Genomic DNA, 18051 nt, shown 5'->3' with positions numbered 1-18051 from the left:
CGTGGAAAGCTCCTGGTGGTCACGGTGCGGGCAGCTGGGGCTGTGGTGGCCGGCTGGCCGTCGGCGCAGGCGCGCCGGGCCTACTGCTGAAGTCTGGATCTGTTGCCCTAGGACGGCCGGCCCGAGGCCCTCCGCGCATCCTTCCTGCGCTTGGTGACCTCGGGGTGGTGCCTGGAGAGGGCTATCACTCCCACGATAGCAAGGGAAGCGGCCGTCCCCATCGCAATCGCCATCACGGCGTGGACATCAGGGCGGAGCTCGCCCAGGATCGCGATGCCGATCGCGATCCCCACAATCGGGTCGATCACCGTGAGTCCGGCGATCACCAGGTCCGGGGGGCCGCCTGAATAGGCGCTCTGCACAAACCACGAGCCGAGGCCGCCCGCAGCCACGATCGCGACCACTGAATACCACTGGACATTCAGCAGGGCCAGACCATTCGGGTCCAGCAGGTGCCTGCCGATGATGCGGGTCAGCACGGCCACGAAGCCGAACAGAACCCCCGCGCCGAGGATGTAGACGAAGGCGCTCGTCCGGTGTTTGAACATCACGGCGAGCGTACCGAACAGGCCCACCGCCAGGGCCAGCAGCAGCACGATCGTCAGCTCATCAGAGGAACTGACGTGGTGGTTTTCCTGGGTCACGTTGACAGCCAGCACGACGAACAGCGCCGAGCCCGTGACGCAGGCTGAAATCGCCACCACCGTGGCCCGGTTGATGCTCAGCCCCTGGTCCTTGGCGTTGACGATCGTGGTGATGACAAGGGCAATCGCGCCGATCGGCTGGACCACGGTGAGGGGCGCCGAGACCAGGGCGATGGCGTTCATGACCATGCCCGTACACAGCAGCAGCAGCCCGAACATCCAGCGGGGACTGCGCAGGAGGCGGAGCAGCCCGTGGCTGCTGAGCGCCAGGCCGCCGGTATCGGCCTTGACTGCACTGCCTTGGCGCTGCGCGCCAAAGGCCAGGAAGAAGGCGCCGAGCACCGCCAGCAGTACTGCGATCCAGACCATCAGCCGAGGCCGCCGTCGACTGCTTTAAGCTGTTTGCCCTTGCGGATGATGGCCCAGAAATAGCTGTACCCGGCGATCCAGTGCCCCACGAGCCCCAGGCCAAGGAAGATCCAGGCGGCGACGGCGTAGACCTCGGTGGCCGGGATCGGGAGTTTGGAGAGCACCAGAAGCGGCGTTCCTACCAGCAGCAGGCCCGTCCGGATTTTGCCCACCCGGCTGACGGGCAGGTCCGGATGGCTGTGGAAGTAATACAACGACACCCAGAGCAGGATCGCGTCAGGGACCAGCAGTGACGCCAGGTACCACCACTCCACGACGCCGGCGATCACGAGGGTCACAGCAACGGCGATCAGCGCCAGCCGGTCCGCGATGGGATCCATGACCCGGCCGAGGTTGGACATCTGGTTGAAGCGCCGGGCGATGTAGCCGTCCACCCAGTCGGTGCTGCCCATGATGGCCAGGACGAGGGCGCCGTAGCCGTATTCCTTCGGCCCGAGCACGAGCCAGATGAAGAGCGGGACGCCAAGGAACCGCACCACCGTCAGCACATTGGGGATGGTGAAGACCCCGTCGTGGTGGATCTCGGGCCGACCAGGCCGGGAACCAGCGCCGATGAACTTCATCCAGTGCCCCTTTCCGTGGCCGGCAACGTTCGGGCCTTGCAGTTCAACGGGCTGCCTAGTCCTTGATCAGCTTGCGCAGGAGGAACACCAACGCAACGCTCGAGGCGGCCAGCGCTGCGAGCGGCTTCCAGCGCTGGCTCAGCTGTTCCGCCGCACCGCGGCCGGTCGACGTCGCGGGCTTCTTCGCGGAGCGACGGGCCGAGCGGAAGCCGGCCACGTTGTCGCTGAGCCGCTCCTTGCCGTCCTGCAGCCGGACCTGGGCCGCGGCCAGCACGGCCTGTGCCTGGGTCTTGACGTCGAGTTCCTCGTTGAGTTCGTCGCGGACCCCGGTGAGGTGTGTGCGGCGCTGCTCCAGCCGGCGCCGCAGTTCCGTTTCGGTCGGCGGCGGGCCGAAGTCCGGTTCAGCGGCCTTCTTGGCTGCCTTCTCGGCCTTTGCCTTGGCGGCGGCTACAGCCTTGGCGGCCTTGGCGGCCTTGTACTGCTCGGAGTCGGGGTCCAGGACCGCCGGATCGAAGGCGGAGCCTTCCTTGGCGATGCCGAGGTCGTACTTGAGGCCGCGGATGGTGTCTTCCGGCATCAGCGGCATGGCTTTTTTGAACTTCCGGAGTCCCAGCAGCCCAACGATGAGGGCGACCAGCAGGAAGACGCCGCAGACAAGCAGCGCGGCAAGCCAGGCGGGCATGATCGTGGCCAGGCCCATGATGGCAGCCACGACAAGGCCGATCACCAGAAACGCGACAAAAGCCAGCGCGACGGCGAAGAAGGCGGCGGCGATACCGACCTGGATTCCCTTGCGCTTGATTTCAATCTTCGCGAGGGCGATCTCGTCATTGAGCTGCCGGGGGGCCAGCTTGAAGATCAGTTTCAGGGTTCTGGGCACCGCGGAAATGCGCAGCCCGCCATTTGTCCCGCCGCTGTGACGTCCGCTCATCGGTCCCGCCTAACTGGTTACACCTGTGATTCCGCTCACGCGGGCTTGCCGGTCCGCGCCGCTTGACGCACACTCCGGTGTCAAAACTACCATTCTGGCCCCGGGCCGGGCCGTGCGGGCACGGTGCGGCGCGCCACGCTGCCGCGCCCGGCAGCTGTGCCGGGCCTAGGATTGACCCCTGTGAGTACACCCCCCAATCCCGGCGATTCCCTGAGCCGCCGCCGCAAGCTCCTCTACATTCTGATGCTCGGCGCCCTGACCGCCCTGGGGCCCTTCACGGTGGATCTCTACCTGCCGGCGTTCCCGGCGCTGGAAGCCAGCCTCGGCGTCTCCGAGGCGGCCGTGCAGTTGACGCTCACGGGCACGACGTTGGGCTTCGCCCTGGGCCAGCTCGTGGTGGGGCCGCTCAGCGACAAGTTCGGCCGGCGGATGCCGCTGATCCTGGCGACCGCGGTGCACATCACGGCCTCGTTGGGCGCCGCCCTGTCCACCGATATCGGCACGCTTGGCCTCTTCCGTGTCCTGATGGGCGTCGGCGCGGCCGGCGGCGGCGTCGTGGCCATGGCCATGGTCCGGGACCTGTTCAGCGGCTACGCCATGGTCCGGATGTTCTCCAGGATGGCCCTCGTCAACGGCCTCGCACCGATCCTCGCCCCCGTGATCGGCTCCCAGCTGCTCCTGCTGACCCCGTGGCCGGGCATCTTCGTCTTCCTGGCCGGCTACGGGACCTGCGTCATCATCGCAGCCGTGTTCGTGGTCCGCGAGACCCTGCCGCGCGAGCTGCGCGGGAAGACCGGCATGACGGTGCGCCAGCGCTACGGTGTGCTGTTCGCGGACCGGATCTTCGTTGGCCTGCTGATGGTGGGCGGCATGAACTTCGCCGGCCTCTTCACCTACCTCTCCGCCTCACCGTTCCTCTTCCAGGACGTCTACGGCTTCAGTCCCCAGCAGTACGGGCTGCTCTTCGGCGTCAACTCGCTGGGCATCGTGGCCGGCGTCCAGACCAGCTCCCGGCTGATCCGCCGGGTCCCGCCCCAGTGGATCCTGGGATGTTCCACGGCCTGGATGTTCCTCATGGCCGTGCTGATCGTCGTCTTCGACCAGCTGGACTTCGGGTTGTGGGGCGTCATGGTGCCGCTCTGGTTCTACATCCTCGGCGCCGGCTTCACCTTCCCGTGTGTGCAGGTCCTGGCGCTGGCCAAGCACGGCGCGCAGGCGGGAACCGCCGCTTCCCTGCTGGGAGCGGCGACATTCATGATGGCGGGCCTGATCTCGCCGGTCGTCGGCTGGCTGGGCCTCGGCTCCGCCACCCCGATGGGCGGGGTGCAGGCAGCCTGCATCTTCCTGGCCGCGGCGGCCCTCTGGCTCGTCGTCCGGCCCCGGACCGTGCCCTCAATCCACTAGCACCGGGCAACTCCCCGGGAGGACATGCCCATTCCTGGGGCCCGGGACTGGACATACCGGGCCTATGTCCACCCGCCAACCCCAGCGCGGGACATGTCCGACGGCGGCGCGGAGCACAGGACAACTCCGCCTGGAGGACATGCCCATTCCTGGGGCCCGGGACTGGACATACCGGGCCTATGTCCACCCGCCAACCCCAGCGCGGGGCATGTCCCCCACGTGCGGGTTGGCCACGAGGCCCTGACCCGTGACCCCTGTCCCACGACCCTGTTCCCGGTCCGCTGCGGGCGATAAAGTTGTAACGTGCCCCACTGGCAGGACCCTCCGCCCCTCCCGGCCACGTGGCAGCGGTGTGATGCCGGGATACTGCCGCTGTGGTGGGATCGGCTGTGCAGTCAGACCAGCCGCCAGTCCGCCGCCCTCTTCGCCGCAGGACTGTTCACCGAAGACCGGCGGCGCCCGATCGCGCAGTGGTACAACCCGGCCTATGATTCGGCCCTGCTGGTGGCCCCCGAATCTTCACCTGAATGGCCCGTGCAGCGTTTCGGCATTTTCTTCGCTCCGCCCGGAGGCGGCTTCACCCAGGTTCACTCCGCTCCGCACGAGTGGCACCCCCGCGAGCCGCGGAAGTCCCCCACTGAGCACGAGGCCTTCGAAGCCGCGGTGGCCGAAGCCGAACGCTTCCTTCAGGTGGAGATGTACTTCGTCTGAGCCAATCCATGAGCCGCCGTAAGAGGGCACAAAAAGGTCCCGCGGCCGGCTGTTCACCGGCCGCGGGACCTGTCCGCTCCTCCTGCTGGACTTGAACCAGCAACCCTTCGATTAACAGTCGAATGCTCTGCCAATTGAGCTAAGGAGGAATGAAGCAGGTATGACATTAGCAAAGGATTTGCCGCTTAGGAAATCGGCCGCGCGCCCTGCCCAGAGAACGCCGCAAATACCCCTCCGGGTATAAAAAAGTCCCCGTCCCGGTAACCCGGAACGGGGACTGCGCGCTCCTCCTGCTGGACTTGAACCAGCAACCCTTCGATTAACAGTCGAATGCTCTGCCAATTGAGCTAAGGAGGAATGAAGCGGCTATAAGCCTAGCAAACACTCTGCCGGGAAGTGAAATTGCCCCCGGAGGGACAACACGGCGGGACAATCAGGCATCCGAGCGCAACGACCTCCGCTGCACCTCCAACTGCATGAGCTCACGGTTCAGCCGCTGGAAGTCTTCAGGATCCGCCGAGGCGTCCAGGCGCTGCAGTTGGCCCATTTTGTCCGCCTTGACCCGGGTGATCTGCAGCTCAAACAGGCGCGCCAGGATGTCCTTGCAGTACCGCTGCACGCCTTCTGCCGTGCTGGCCGGCAGGGGCACGACGGCGAGTTCGGACACGAGCGGCCGCAGCGGCTCGGGGACTTCCTGCAGCAGCCCTTCCACCCAGCGCAGAGGATCCCCGGTAAAGGCCAGACCGGTCGCCCGGATGGCCTCATGGATGGCCAGATACGCCGGCGTCGAGAACCGTGCCTCGGAGAAACGCTGCCAGGTCTCCCCCTCCAGCATCGCGGGCTCCTGCAGGGCGACCTCAAGCGCCTGACGCTCCATGGCGGCCACCGGATCGCGCGGGTCCGGCCGGTTGAAAGACGGAAGGACGGCCGACGGCGGCAAGGGCGCCACACCCGGAGCGGACCGCGCCGGAGCTCCGCCGCCAGCAGCCGGAGCATACCCCTGGCCCGGTCCCCTGTGCCCGGACCCGCCGGATGGCCCCTGGGTGGCACGCTTGGCCGCCGCTCCGACGGCACGGCTGACCTCCTCCACCGGCATGCCCAGCCAGCCGGCCAGTTCGCGGGCATAGGCCGGGCGGATGCCGGCGTCGCGGATCTGGGCCACCACCGGCGCGGATTCCCGCAAGGCGCCGATCCGGCCCTCCACTGTGTCCAGGTTGTGCCGTTTCAGGGTGGCGCGGATGGCGAATTCAAAGAGCGGGCGGCGGGTGCCGATCAGGTCCCGGACGGCGGAGTCGCCCTTGGACTGGCGCAGCTCGCAGGGGTCGGCGCCGTTGGGTTCCACGGCAACGTAGGTCTGCGCCACGAAGCGCTGGTCCTCTTCGAAGGCCCGCAGCGCGGCCTTCTGGCCGGCGGCGTCGCCGTCGAAGGTGAAAATGACCTCTCCCCCGCTGCCGTCGTCGGACAGCAGTCGTCGGGCGATCTTGATGTGCTCGGTGCCGAAGGCTGTACCGCAGGTGGCCACCGCCGTCGTAATCCCGGCGAGGTGGCACGCCATCACGTCGGTGTAGCCCTCCACCACAACGAGCTGGCGTTCCTTGGCGATGTTTCGCTTGGCGAGGTCGATCCCGTAGAGGACCTGGGACTTCTTGTAGAGCGCGGTCTCGGGGGTGTTGAGGTACTTGGGGCCCTGGTCGTCCTCATAGAGCTTGCGGGCCCCGAAGCCGATCGTGTCCCCGGCGATGTCCCGGATGGGCCAGATCAGCCGGCCACGGAAGCGGTCGTAGATCCCCCGGCCGCCTTCAGAGAACATGCCCGTCAACTTGAGCTCGGAATCCGTGTAACCCCGTCCCCGGAGGTGCTTGAGCAGCGAGTCCCAGCCCTGCGGGGCGTAGCCGACGCCGAACTGTTCGGCGGCGCCGCGGTCGAACCCGCGGCCATGCAGGAAGTTGCGCCCCTCGGTGGCGCCGGGCGTCAGCAGCTGGGCGCGGAAGAACTCGTCGGCAACCTTGTGGGCGTCCAGCAGCCGCTGGCGCCGGCCGGTGTCCTCGCGGTTGGGGCCCGAGCCGCCGTCCTCGTACCGGAGTTCGAAGCCGATCCGGGCAGCCAGTTTTTCGACGGCCTCGTGGAAGGAGGTGTGGTCCAGTTTCTGCACGAAGGAGATGGCGTCGCCGTCCTCGCCGCAGCCGAAGCAGTGGTACCTGCCCACCTGCGGGCGGACGGTGAACGAGGGCGAGCGCTCATCGTGGAAGGGGCACAGACCCTTGAAGGAACCGAGACCCGCGCCCTTGAGGGTCACGTAGCCGTCAACGACTTCCTTGATGTCGGTGCGCTGGCGTACCTCGTCGATATCTTCACGCTTGATCAGGCCAGCCACAATGCCATCCTAATACCCGGGCACGACGCCGAAGGGCCGGCTATGGCGCCCGTCACCCGGCAGTCACCACAGTGACGGCAGACTGCCGACGAGCCGCTCGTACGTGGCCAGCGCGGAACCGTCGGTCAGCGACGCGACCTGGTCGATCACGACGCGCAGCCGTGCGCCGTCGTCCTCAGCGTCGCGCCAGTCGGCGGCGAACATCGGCTCCAGGTGGCGGTCTCCGGTGGCGCTCAGCGCCGTGACGAGGGCGTGCAGGACCTCGCGCTGGCGCTCGTAGATGGGCTGCCGGTGCTCGGTGGTCATCACGAAAGTGGTGGCCAGGCCCTTCATCACGGCGATTTCCATCACAGTCCCATCGGGGACGATGAGTTCCGCGTTGTAGCGGGTCAGGTTCTCCGGTCCGTAAACGGCGCGCGTGGTCTCCAATGCACTCTGGCAGAAGCGGCCGATGAGCTGGCTGGTCATGTCCTTGAGGGCGGCCATCGACTTGCGGCTGCCGTCAGCCTCGCGCACCCAGACGCTCGTGGCCTCCAAGCGGGCCAGTGCGGCGTCGATCGCGGCGGGATCGTTGTGCGGCAGGTACCACTGCTTGGCGTAGCCAACCACCCGGGCGCGGTGGTCCGGGTTGTCCATCCAGCTCAGCTGGAAATGGCCGGCTACGATCGCGTCCTCGACGTCGTGCACGGAGTAGGAGATATCGTCCGCGAGGTCCATCACCTGCGCCTCAAGGCAGGAGCGGCGTCCGGGGGCCTCCTCGCGGATCCAGTCGAAGATCGGCAGGTCGTCCTCGTAGGCGCCGAACTTGCTGGTCCGCTGGCCGTGGATGACGGGGGCGTTCTCGGCGGACCACGGGTACTTGGCGGCGGCATCGAGGCTTGCCCGGGTCAGGTTCAGCCCGGCGGGGCGCCCGTCCGGAGCCAGCACCTTGGGTTCCAGCCTGGTCAGCAGCCGCAGGGTCTGGGCATTGCCTTCGAAGCCGCCGATGGCATGGGCCACCTCGTTCAGGGCGGATTCGCCGTTGTGGCCGAACGGCGGGTGGCCAAGGTCATGGCTGAGGCAGGCGGTGTCCACGACGTCGGGGTCGCAGCCCAGCGCCCGGCCGAGTTCGCGGCCCACCTGCGCCACTTCGAGGCTGTGGGTGAGCCGGGTGCGGACGAAGTCGTCGGTGTCCGGTGCCACGACCTGGGTCTTGGCCCCGAGCCGGCGCAGCGCCGAGGAGTGCAGGACGCGGGCGCGGTCACGTTCGAAGTCGGAGCGGTAGGTGCTCTTGGCAGGCTCCTCCACCCAGCGGGCGGTGTCGCGGGCAATGTAGCCGTCCAGCACCGGGGCGGTGGTCCTGGTTTCAGCCACCGGACACGTCCAGTTCCGCGTGGCAGATCTCGCGCGACTGCTCGGCGTCCATGTTGCGGTCCAGCAGCCAGTCCTTGGGCAGGGCAGGCTTTTTGGGCGAGCCGGCGCGGCCGCGCGGGCCCTCGGCGTCAACCCCGGGGTACGGCGAATCAAGGTCCAGCTGGTCCAGCGTTTCGCGCAGCACCTCAAGACTGGTCACCATCGCCAGTTTGGTCCGCAGTTCACTGCCGACCACGTAGCCCTTGAAGTACCACGCCATGTGCTTGCGGATCTCGCGGAGCGCCTTGCCTTCATCGTTGCCGAAGGTTTCGACCATCAGCTCAGCATGGCGGTACACGCCTTCCGCCACCTGACGCAGGGCCGGCTTGTGGCGCTCGTCGCTTCCCTCGAAGGCGGCCATGAGGTCGCCGAACAGCCACGGGCGCCCCTGGCAGCCGCGGCCCACCACAACGCCGTCGACGCCGGTTTCGCGGACCATGCGGATTGCGTCTTCCGCGGACCAGATGTCGCCGTTGCCGAGCACCGGGATGTCCGGCAGGGCCTCGCGCAGCCGGGCGATCGCGGACCAGTCGGCCTGGCCGGAGTAGAACTGTGCGGCGGTACGGCCGTGCAGCGCAACAGCGGCGACCCCGGAATCCCGGGCGATCCGACCGGCATCCAGGTAAGTGAGGTGGTCATCGTCGATGCCTTTGCGCATCTTGATGGTCAGCGGGACGTTGCCTTTGGAGGCTTCCTTCACAGCGGTCCGGACGATCGAGGTGAACAGGTCGATCTTCCACGGGAGCGCCGATCCGCCGCCGCGCCGGGTCACCTTCGGGACGGGGCAGCCGAAATTCAGGTCGATGTGGTCCGCGCGGTCCTCCTCGACGAGCATCCGGACGGCCTGGCCGACGGTCACCGGGTCCACGCCGTAAAGCTGGACGGAGCGGACTTTCTCGTCGTCGTCGTGCGAAATGATGCGCAGCGATTCGGGCGTGCGCTCCACGAGGGCGCGGGAGGTGACCATCTCCGCCACGTAGAGGCCTCCGCCGTATTCACGGCAGAGCCTGCGGAAGGCGGAGTTGGTGATGCCCGCCATGGGGGCCAGGATCACGGGGGTGTCCACCGTGATGGGCCCGAGCTTCAGGGGCGGGAGTTCCAGCTTGGGGGCGGGAGTCGTTGCTACAACAGTCACCAGATCATTGTCTCAAAGCCGGGCAAATCGGCGGGATCCGGGCCGGCTATGTGGATACGCGGCGGTCAGCCCCGTGCGGCCGCCCGGCGCCCGCGGCGCGATTCGGGGGCTGGTTCCACGACGCCATCGTCTGCGTCCGGTCCGGCGGCGGACGTGCGCTGGTCGAGAACGATGCGGTCCCTGACGTCGCCAGACCGGTCGACGGCGTCGTCCGCCTCCCGTCCGACGGCGTCGGGAACCTTGGCGGCGCCCCGGATACCGGTGGCCTTGACCACCAGCACCGCGATGATCGTGGTGACCGGGATCGCCAGGACCAGCCCGACGGAGCCGACGAGGGTGCGGATCACTTCCTCGGAGAGTTCGGCGCTGGTGAGGGCGTCGCCGAGCGGCCGCTCGTAGAGCATCACCAGGATCAGGACCGGCAGTGCCGCACCGGCGTAGGCGAAGGCGATGGTGTAGACGGTGGAGGCGATGTGGTCCCGGCCGATCCGCATGGCCGAGGCGAACAGCTGCCGGGCGGACGTTTCCGGGGCGAGCTCCCATAGCTCCCACACCGCAGAGGACTGCGTGATGGTGACGTCGTTGAGGACGCCGAGGCCGGAGATGATGAGCCCGCAGAGGATGATGCCGGAGATCGAGATGTTGTCCGAAATGTTCGTGAGCGTGGCGGCGTCGTGGCTGCCCACCCCGGCGAGGTTCGCGGCGTCGGTGGCCCAGGCCGCCAGCAGTGCGGTGATGCCTAGCCCGAACATGGTGCCGAGCAGCGCCGTCGAGGTCCGCGCGGAGAAGCCATGGGCGAAGTAGAGCACGCCGATCATGATCACGGTCGATCCCACCAGCGCCAGCAACAGCGGCGGTTTGCCTTCCACGAGTCCGGGGAGCATGAAGGCCACGAGTACCCCGTAGGCCCCGACCAGCCCGATCAACGCCCGCAGGCCGCGCCAGCGAGCCACCGCGATAACGACGACGGCGTAGAGCACGGCCAGGAAGATGATGGGCAGCGTCCGGACGAAGTCGACGAAGACGTAGGCCGGTGTGCCCTGGGCTTCGGCGGCACCCTGGGCTTTGGAAAGATTCAAATAGCGGATGTTGTCCCCGACCTTGACGCCATGGGACTTGGCGACGTCGGGGTTGATAACCACCTTGACGGGGTTGCCGCCCTTGTCCGGCTCGGTGAAGGCGAAGGTGCACTCCGCGCCCTGCTGCGGAGCCTGGCCGGCAGCATCGCCGCCGGGCTGGGCACGCTCCGTACAGCTGCCGGTGACGACACGCTGGATTTTCCCGGTGTCAAAGGTGACGCCGGGCGCCGCCGCATAGGGGCTGGCCAGCTTGATGCCCTCTTTGCTGCCCGAGGGCCACAGCATGACCATCGCCGCGAGCGTCAGCAGGGTCAGCGGGATCAGGACGGCGGCCAGGATCCAGTTCGCCTTTTTCCGCGCGGCGCGCGCCTGGGGCGTCGGCTCCGCATGTCCCGTGTGCGCATGTGAATGTCCGGCGCCCATCAGCAGTTCAACCTCATGCCGGAAACTTTACGGGGTTGGCGAGGCCCCTCCGGACGGTTGACGCCGGACGGACGACACCGAGGGCGACGGCGCCGGACGGACGACACCGGACGGCGACGGCGACGCGCGGGGCGCGGGGCGCGCCGGACGTTACGCGGGCGGGATGTTCTGGTTGACGTGGAAGAGGTTCTGCGGATCGTACTTAGCTTTGACCTCCCTCAGTCGCTTGTAGTTCTCCCCGTAGTTCTCCGCGATCCTGGGCAGATCATCTCCGTCCATGAAGTTGATGTAGCCGCCGGGAGCCGAGTAGGGCCGCAGCGCGGCCGCGTAGTCCCGCACCCAGGCGATGTTTGCCTCGTTTTCCGCGGGGTCCAGCCACTGCGCCGCGATTACGGGCGAAAACTTCACGTTCCGGTTGGCGAACGCCGTGTCCGTGGCGCCCACCCGCTGGACAGCACCATCGATGGGGTAGATGTGTACCGCGGTTTGCACGCTGGGGACTTTGCTGCCGTGTTCGATGTGCGCAGCGATGGCGCCGTCGTTGAGCTCCGCCAGAAAATCCGCTTTCCAGTAGGCCTGCATGCCGGGGGGCTGCAGCGGGTCGAAAGCCGTGTTCAAGGCGGGGTAAGGCATTGGCCCCACCATGGAGCCCGCCGCCGGCGCGGCGTCCAGGAACGGTTGCCAGCGTGCCGGACCTTCCGCCAGATCGCCCGTCCACATGCCGACGATGACGCACACGGGTTTGCCATGCCACTGCTCGGGCAGGAACGGAACTGGAGGGCCCTGATGGAAGCCCAGGAACGCCCCAAACTCTTCAGGGGCGGTGGCCATGTAGTTCCGGTAAAACGTTGCCACCGTCTCCGCATGCTCGATGGGGTAAATGATGATGCCGGCGTGGACCATGTCCACGGGGTGCAGCCGGTATTCAAATGACGTCACGACGCCGAAGTTCCCGCCGCCGCCGCGCAGCGCCCAGAACAGGTCCTCGTTCTCGCTTTCGCTGGCGGTAAGGAACTTTCCCTCGGCCGTGACGACGTCGGCCGAGAGGAGGTTGTCGCAGCTGAGCCCATACTTGCGGCTCAGGTAGCCGATGCCGCCGCCGAGGGTCAGCCCGGCGATGCCGGTCGAGCCGACAATGCCGCCAGGAGTTGCCAGCCCGAAGGCATGGGTCGCGTGGTTGAAATCGGCCCACGTCGCACCGGCCTCCGCGCGCGCCGTCGCGGCTGCGGGATCGACCCGGACCCCGGTGGTGTTTACGAAGTCGATGACCAAGGCGTCATCCCACGTGCCAAAGCCCGGGGCGCTGTGTCCTCCCCCGCGGACCGCCAGGTCCAGGGAGTTGTCCCGGGCGAAGTCGACGCAGGAGATGACATCGGCCACCTGGGATACCTGGACCACCGCTGCCGGCCTCTTATCGATCATGCCGTTGAAGACCGCACGCGCCGCGTCGTAACCGGCGTCGCCGGGCGTGATGATCTGCCCGCGGACTTGCTCGCGCAGGCTATCGAAGCTGATTCCGTTCATTTCTGTACCGTCTCATTTTCTGTATCGGGATATTCGTCATGAGACCCGGCCCGGACGGTGATCTGCACTCCCAGCCGGCATGGCGTCCGGAGGTTTACCAGCACAGGCCTACTCCTCCAGCCCTGCGCCGTCAATAGGATCCAGGCCCTGCCCAATGCCCGGGCCTGGGGTGCCGCAGCAGGGAGCCCGCAGCCGGCGGCAATCCATCCGTCCCATCGTTGGGCGCCGCCGCTCCGAATGTTCCATGGGCATGTCCCCAGGAACCCGGGCGGGCCCAGCCGATCAACGGATCAGCTGCAGACCTTGAACTGCGGACGCGGCGCCATATGGTTGGTAATTGAGGGACGAACGATCTGGAGGACACCGGCGTGGCGATACGCAAGATAGACAACCGCGAAGCCGGGATGGCTGGCCCCGGGACTGACGCGAAGGCAGTGCTGAGCATCGCTGAGGCCAGCGGCGAAACCCGGGGAGTCGCCCTGGTGCTGCACGGCGGCCGTTCGGAGAGCTACGACTCCGTCCGCGCCCGGCACCTCAGCCCGGCCCGGATGCTCCCCTTCGCCCGGGCCCTCCGGACCCAGGGCGGCCCCCACGGGCTGGCCGTGTGGACGCTCCGGAACCGCTACCGCGGCTGGAACGGGGAGGACATGTCCCCCGTCCAGGACGCGCGCTGGGCACTGTCCCACATCAGCCGCGAGCACCCCGGCGTGCCGGTCTACCTGCTGGGCCACTCGATGGGCGGGCTGACCGCACTCTGTGTTGCCGATGACCCGCAGGTGGAAGCCGTGGTGGCGCTCGCGCCGTGGCTCGACAGCAAAACCCCGGTGGAACCCGTCGCCGGACGCCGGGTGCTGATCGTCCACGGCACCGAGGACCGCTGGACGAGCCCTGCCAACTCGCTCGCCTACGCCCGCCGGGCCGAGGGCGTAGCGGAATCCGTGGACTACGTTTCCCTCAAGGGCACGGGGCACTTCATGATCCGCAGGGTGGGCCTGTGGAACTCTCTCGCCAACGGTTTCATCCTGGACGCGTTCGGCAACAACAGCGGAGCCGACATGCCTGGCAGCACCGAGGCCTTCCGCAGCCTGCTCCCAGCCGCCGGCGCGCGCCTGCCGGTGGTGCTCTGATGCCGGCCTTCCCGCTCGACGCGTTTCTGGCCAGCCTGCCGTGGGTGGCGGCAGGGCTTGTGGTGCTGCTGGCCGTGACGTTCGCCATTGCCGTCCGCCAGAGCCGCCACTCCGTCATCGACACCGTCTGGGGCCTCGGCTTCGTCGTTGTGGCCGGCATCTCCTGGCTGCCTTCCGCCGGGCACGGCGACGGCGGCCGCCGCCTGCTGCTCCTGGCCCTCGTGGCCGTCTGGGGCATCCGGCTGGCCGTCCACATCGGCCTCCGCGCCCGCGGCGGCCACGAGGACCCGCGGTACGTGGACATGCTCTCCTCCGCCCCCGGCTCCCGTGACAACTACGCGCTGCGCCGCGTGTACCTCCCCCAGGCCGTGGTGCTGTTCTTCGTCTCGCTCACCGTCCAGGTCGGCATGTTCAGCACCGGGAGCCTCGGCTGGCTCGCCGTGCTGGGGGTCCTGCTCTGGATCGTGGGCTTCGTCTTCGAAACAGTCGGAGACTGGCAGCTCGCACAGTTCAAGGCCGACCCCGCCAAGCGCGGCACAGTTCTCAACACAGGCCTCTGGCGCTACACCCGCCACCCGAACTACTTCGGTGACGCGGCCGTCTGGGCCGGCCTCTTCCTCGTCGCCGCCGACTCCTGGCCCGGCGTGCTGACCATCCTCTCCCCCGCTCTGATGATCTGGACGCTCGCCGGCAAGACCGGCAAGCCGCTGACGGAGAAGGCGATGTCCGCCCGTCCCGGCTACAAGGAGTACATCGAGTCCACCTCCGGGTTCCTGCCCTTGCCGCCCCACGGGCGCGGGACGGGCGGACACCCGACGGGCAGAAAACAGTCGGGCGGACGCCCGGCCGGCGGACACCGGGCAGGCGGAAACTGACCATGGCCTGGCGGCCCCAGCCCAACGACCGCTTCTACCGCGTCATCGTCCGCACAGGTCTGGCGTTGCACCGGCTGTTCCGGATCCGCGTCATCGTCACCGGGCGGGAAAATCTCCCGGCACCGGAGCGACCCGCCGAATACCCCGCGGGCTCGTCCCGGCGCGCGGCCCCGGGCCGGGGCGCCGTCATCGCGATCACCCACTTCGGCTACCTCGACTTCGCCTTCGCGGAACTGCTGCTGTGGTGGCACAGCAGGGCCCAGATGCGGTTCCTGGTTACGCAGGGCGCGGCCGACCACTGGTTCGCCGGACCCGCCGTCAGCGCCGCCGGGCACGTCGTCGTCGGCTACGAGACGGGCTCCCACGCCTACGACGCCGCCGTGCAGAAACTCCGCGACGGCGAGTACATCGCCATCCTGCCCGAGGCCGGTGTCAGCCGCAGCTTCCGGGTCCGTGAATGCAAGACCGGGGCCGTGCGGATGGCCGCGGAGGCCGGGGTGCCGGTCATCCCGGTCTCCGTCTGGGGATCCCACCGCCTGCTGACCCGCCACCATGGCTTCTCGCCGCGCCGTGCCTGGTGTGCCCCGGTCCGCATCCACGTCGCCGAGCCCATGCTCGTCGCCGCGGCTGAGGACGTCCAGGCGGCCACGGCCAGGCTGCGGAAGGTCCTGCAGGCCGGGATCGACGCCGGCATCGCGGACTTCCCGCTGGACCCGGCCCCGGGCGCGTGGTGGATGCCGGCGGACCTCGGCGGCGGAGCCCCCAGCGACGAGGAGCGGCAGCGGCTGGACGAGGCCGAGGGCCCGCGGCGCGCACGCGGCCGCCGTCGATAAGCTTAGGTTCCCGGCAGCGTCCTGACTAAGCTCCATCGGGTACAAAATCGCACTCAATGGAGAGGTGCTCCTCTGTGGCAAACACAGTCCCGACAAAAAGCGGCATCGAAGAACGCGGTCTCGCCCGAATAGCCCAACGGATGGCGGCGTGGACCGAGAAGTGGTTCCCGGACGCCTACATCTTCGCCCTGGCCGGCGTCGTCATCATCGCCCTGGCCGCCCTGGCCATCGGCGCCTCACCCCAGTCGATCGCCGATTCCTTCGGCAACGGCTTCTGGGACCTGACCGCCTTCACCCTGCAGATGGCCATGGTGGTGCTCACCGGCTACGTCGTGGCGACCTCCCCGCCGGTGGCCAAGCTGATCAACCGTCTCGCCCTCATCCCGGCCACGGCCCGCACGGCCGTGAGCTTTGTGGCGCTGATGTCGATGTCCGTCTCCTTCCTCAACTGGGGCCTCAGCCTCATCTTCGGCGGCCTGCTGGCGCGTGCCATTGCCCGCCGCAAGGACCTGACCGTGGACTACCGCGCACTCGGCGCGGCCTCGTTCATGGGCCTCGGCGCCGTCTGGGCGCTCGGGCTGTCCTCCTCCGCCGCGCAGCTGCAGGCCACCGCGGCCTCGCTGCCGCCCGCGCTGCTGAAGATCACGGGCATCCTGGACTTCGGCACCACGATCTTCACCTGGCAGTCGCTGCTCACCCTGGCCATCCTGATGGCCCTCACCACCGTGATCGCGCACTTCTCCGCACCGCAGGGCGGCGCCATCCGCACCGCGGAGGATCTCGGCGTCGACCTCGACGACGAACCCAGCGAAGCGGCGCCGCGCTCCCGCCCGGGCGAATGGCTCGAATACAGCATGATCCTGCCCGTCCTGGCGGGCATCCTGACGCTCGGCTGGCTCGTCTCGCAGTTCCTGACCAAGCCGTTCCTGACCGTGGTGAGCAGCCTCAACGGCTACCTGCTGGTCTTCCTGATCCTGGGCCTGGTGCTGCACAGAACGCCGCGGAACTTCCTGCAGGCTGTCACCAAGGCCGTCCCGGCCACCGCCGGCATCCTGGTCCAGTTCCCGCTCTACGCCGCGATGGCCGCGATCCTGACCAAGGCCACCGGCCACGGCGGGATGACCATCTCCGCGCACCTGGCCGAGTTCTTCTCGGACATCGGCGGCAGCGGCGGGTTCGCCGTCGTGATTGCGCTGTACACCGCCGTGCTGGGCCTCCTGGTGCCGTCCGGCGGCGGCAAGTGGCTCGTGGAGGCGCCGTACGTGATGCAGTCCGCCACCGATGTGAACATGAACCTCGGCTGGACCGTGCAGATCTACAACATCGCCGAGGCCTTGCCGAACCTGGTCAACCCGTTCTTTATGCTGCCGCTGCTGGCGGTCCTGCGGCTGCGCGCCAGGGACCTGGTGGGCTTCACTTTCCTGCAGTTCATCTTCCATCTGCCGGTGGTCCTGCTGCTGGTCTGGCTGCTGGGAATGACGTTCAGCTTCGTCGCTCCGGTGATGCCCGCCGGCCAGTAGTCCTTTAGCCCAACTGACCCGCAGTTGTTGTCGTTACCAGCCGGTAAAACGGTAAAACGACAACAACTGCGGGTCAGATGGGTCTGCGGGCGGTGTCAGTCGGAGACGACGAGGGTCTCGGCACCCTGGACGCGGGCCTTGCCGCTTTGCAGCAGCGGTTCGACGACGTCGCCCACCGCGGTCATCGAATCGTCCAGTTCCAGCAGCACGGGATGCTGGAACGCGATCAGCGCCAGCAGATCACGCGCCGCGGCCCGGGCCTCTTCCAGCGAGAGCGCCGGGTCATGGCCCAGGAACACCTCGGTGGGCTGCCCGGAGCTGGCCCCGCCCTCCCCCTCGGCGGGGGCAAGCTCCGCGTAGCTGATCGCGAACGCCTCGAGCCGGCCCTTCCTGCTGGCCGGCACGCCCTGGCCGAAGGCGCTCGCCCTCGGCGACCGGAGCACAATGGCGCCGTGGGCTCCGCTCAGCTCGTCCAGGAACAGCCGCTGGACCGTGGCGATGCTCAGGTCCCCGGGGCTGTCCCAGCCGTGCGCTGCCGTGTAGTAGCGGCCTACGACGTCGCTGAGCTCCACCGAGCCGGTGGCGAGATCCTCGACCTGCTCGGAGGCGGCAGCCTCGGAACCGTCACCGAAGACCGGCAGCTTGAGCGCTCCGGGCTCCACGACGACGAGCCGGGAGCGCTGGATCGGGGCCAGTCCCGCCGCCTCGGCGAAGGCCGCCCCCGCGGTGCCGGGCTCCACCTTGGAGCGGAGCCGGGTCACTCCCGACGGCGACTGCGCGGCCTCGTGCCGGAGCATGGTCAGCAGCGTGGAGCCGACGCCGGTCCGGCGGTGCTGCCGGTCCACCTCGATGTAGGCCCAGAGCCGTTGCGGGTGCAGCGAGGCCTCGTGGACCACGCCCGCCGCGACGGGGATGGCCACGCCGTCGACGACGTCCTCGGCCACGATGCAGCGGCGCCACGGGGAGTTGCCCGACGGCGCCAGTGTGCCGCGGAACTGCCCGGCCTGGACGGTTTCCGGGCCGCCCCAGATCTCCAACAGGGCAAGGTCGTCGCCCTCGCGCCATTCACGGTATTCGATCGCCATGA

General features: G+C 68.2%; 15 protein-coding genes and 2 tRNA genes. 6 read left to right on the top strand and 11 right to left on the bottom strand.

The genetic code is table 11. The features are described from left to right. Positions 1-107 precede the first annotated feature (107 nt). Genes ACQCSU_RS18485 through ACQCSU_RS18475 form a run of 3 tightly spaced genes read right to left on the bottom strand, consistent with a single transcriptional unit; the run spans position 108 to position 2567 of the window. Complete coding sequence (locus ACQCSU_RS18485; RefSeq protein WP_426976690.1) at positions 108-1013, bottom strand: DMT family transporter; 906 nt, start codon at positions 1011-1013, stop codon at positions 108-110. Further along, on the bottom strand, positions 1013-1636 hold the full coding sequence (locus tag ACQCSU_RS18480; protein ID WP_426976689.1) for a CDP-alcohol phosphatidyltransferase family protein: 624 nt from the start codon (positions 1634-1636) through the stop codon (positions 1013-1015). The genes ACQCSU_RS18485 and ACQCSU_RS18480 overlap by 1 nt, the downstream gene beginning before the upstream one ends. 55 nt (positions 1637-1691) lie before the next feature. Beyond that, positions 1692-2567, bottom strand: a complete 876-nt coding sequence (locus tag ACQCSU_RS18475; RefSeq protein ID WP_426976688.1) for a phage holin family protein — start codon at positions 2565-2567, stop codon at positions 1692-1694. Positions 2568-2747: 180 nt separating this feature from the next. On the opposite strand from ACQCSU_RS18475, the gene ACQCSU_RS18470 reads away from it, so the two are divergent. Then, positions 2748-3971, top strand: coding sequence for a multidrug effflux MFS transporter (locus tag ACQCSU_RS18470; RefSeq protein ID WP_426976687.1), 1224 nt, complete (start codon positions 2748-2750; stop codon positions 3969-3971). 303 nt (positions 3972-4274) lie between these two features. Next, complete coding sequence (locus ACQCSU_RS18465) at positions 4275-4682, top strand: hypothetical protein (protein ID WP_426976686.1); 408 nt, start codon at positions 4275-4277, stop codon at positions 4680-4682. Positions 4683-4758: 76 nt separating this feature from the next. Here ACQCSU_RS18465 and ACQCSU_RS18460 read toward each other — a convergent pair. The 7 genes from ACQCSU_RS18460 to ACQCSU_RS18430 all read right to left on the bottom strand — a co-directional run bounded on the left by ACQCSU_RS18460 (position 4759) and on the right by ACQCSU_RS18430 (position 12609). Then, positions 4759-4831: transfer RNA gene (locus ACQCSU_RS18460), tRNA-Asn, on the bottom strand. 135 nt (positions 4832-4966) lie between these two features. Next, a tRNA-Asn gene (locus tag ACQCSU_RS18455) sits at positions 4967-5039 on the bottom strand. 76 nt (positions 5040-5115) lie between these two features. Next, positions 5116-7056, bottom strand: coding sequence for a DNA primase (dnaG, locus tag ACQCSU_RS18450; protein ID WP_426976685.1), 1941 nt, complete (start codon positions 7054-7056; stop codon positions 5116-5118). Positions 7057-7119: 63 nt separating this feature from the next. Then, positions 7120-8409, bottom strand: coding sequence for a deoxyguanosinetriphosphate triphosphohydrolase (locus ACQCSU_RS18445; protein ID WP_426976684.1), 1290 nt, complete (start codon positions 8407-8409; stop codon positions 7120-7122). Then, a complete protein-coding gene (dusB, locus tag ACQCSU_RS18440) occupies positions 8402-9583 on the bottom strand; it encodes a tRNA dihydrouridine synthase DusB (protein ID WP_426976683.1) in 1182 nt (393 codons plus the stop codon). The genes ACQCSU_RS18445 and dusB overlap by 8 nt, the downstream gene beginning before the upstream one ends. Positions 9584-9648: 65 nt before the next feature. Beyond that, on the bottom strand, positions 9649-11085 hold the full coding sequence (locus tag ACQCSU_RS18435) for a YibE/F family protein (protein ID WP_426976682.1): 1437 nt from the start codon (positions 11083-11085) through the stop codon (positions 9649-9651). Positions 11086-11235: 150 nt separating this feature from the next. Then, on the bottom strand, positions 11236-12609 hold the full coding sequence (locus ACQCSU_RS18430; RefSeq protein ID WP_426976681.1) for an FAD-binding oxidoreductase: 1374 nt from the start codon (positions 12607-12609) through the stop codon (positions 11236-11238). A 374-nt stretch (positions 12610-12983) separates the two neighbouring features. Here ACQCSU_RS18430 and ACQCSU_RS18425 point away from each other — a divergent pair, with 374 nt between their 5' ends. From ACQCSU_RS18425 to ACQCSU_RS18410, 4 genes are all read left to right on the top strand, one after another. Next, positions 12984-13736, top strand: a complete 753-nt coding sequence (locus ACQCSU_RS18425) for an alpha/beta hydrolase (protein WP_426979847.1) — start codon at positions 12984-12986, stop codon at positions 13734-13736. Continuing rightward, positions 13736-14611 (top strand): DUF1295 domain-containing protein, encoded by an 876-nt coding sequence (locus tag ACQCSU_RS18420; RefSeq protein WP_426976680.1) that lies wholly within the window; start codon positions 13736-13738, stop codon positions 14609-14611. Before ACQCSU_RS18425 ends, ACQCSU_RS18420 begins: the two co-directional genes overlap by 1 nt. Positions 14612-14613: 2 nt before the next feature. Beyond that, complete coding sequence (locus ACQCSU_RS18415; protein ID WP_426976679.1) at positions 14614-15444, top strand: lysophospholipid acyltransferase family protein; 831 nt, start codon at positions 14614-14616, stop codon at positions 15442-15444. 74 nt (positions 15445-15518) lie between these two features. Then, on the top strand, positions 15519-16964 hold the full coding sequence (locus tag ACQCSU_RS18410; RefSeq protein WP_426976678.1) for a short-chain fatty acid transporter: 1446 nt from the start codon (positions 15519-15521) through the stop codon (positions 16962-16964). A gap of 95 nt (positions 16965-17059) precedes the next feature. On the opposite strand, the gene ACQCSU_RS18405 is transcribed toward ACQCSU_RS18410, so the two are convergent. After that, complete coding sequence (locus ACQCSU_RS18405) at positions 17060-18049, bottom strand: GNAT family N-acetyltransferase (protein ID WP_426976677.1); 990 nt, start codon at positions 18047-18049, stop codon at positions 17060-17062. Positions 18050-18051 lie beyond the last annotated feature (2 nt).

The organism is Pseudarthrobacter sp. O4 (assembly GCF_050157025.1).
Taxonomy (GTDB): domain Bacteria; phylum Actinomycetota; class Actinomycetes; order Actinomycetales; family Micrococcaceae; genus Arthrobacter.
Note: the sequence above shows the minus strand (reverse complement) of the source record. Positions and strands in the feature narration are given on the sequence as shown.

Bases quoted from the DNA above. Each gene is read 5' to 3' on its own strand.
- ACQCSU_RS18485 (WP_426976690.1), bottom strand. From the start codon at position 1,013: ATGGTCTGGATCGCAGTACTGCTGGCGGTGCTCGGCGCCTTCTTCCTG.
- ACQCSU_RS18480 (WP_426976689.1), bottom strand. From the start codon at position 1,636: ATGAAGTTCATCGGCGCTGGTTCCCGGCCTGGTCGGCCCGAGATCCAC.
- ACQCSU_RS18475 (WP_426976688.1), bottom strand. From the start codon at position 2,567: ATGAGCGGACGTCACAGCGGCGGGACAAATGGCGGGCTGCGCATTTCC.
- ACQCSU_RS18435 (WP_426976682.1), bottom strand. From the start codon at position 11,085: ATGGGCGCCGGACATTCACATGCGCACACGGGACATGCGGAGCCGACG.
- ACQCSU_RS18430 (WP_426976681.1), bottom strand. From the start codon at position 12,609: ATGAACGGAATCAGCTTCGATAGCCTGCGCGAGCAAGTCCGCGGGCAG.
- ACQCSU_RS18420 (WP_426976680.1), top strand. From the start codon at position 13,736: ATGCCGGCCTTCCCGCTCGACGCGTTTCTGGCCAGCCTGCCGTGGGTG.
- ACQCSU_RS18415 (WP_426976679.1), top strand. From the start codon at position 14,614: ATGGCCTGGCGGCCCCAGCCCAACGACCGCTTCTACCGCGTCATCGTC.
- ACQCSU_RS18405 (WP_426976677.1), bottom strand. From the start codon at position 18,049: ATGGCGATCGAATACCGTGAATGGCGCGAGGGCGACGACCTTGCCCTG.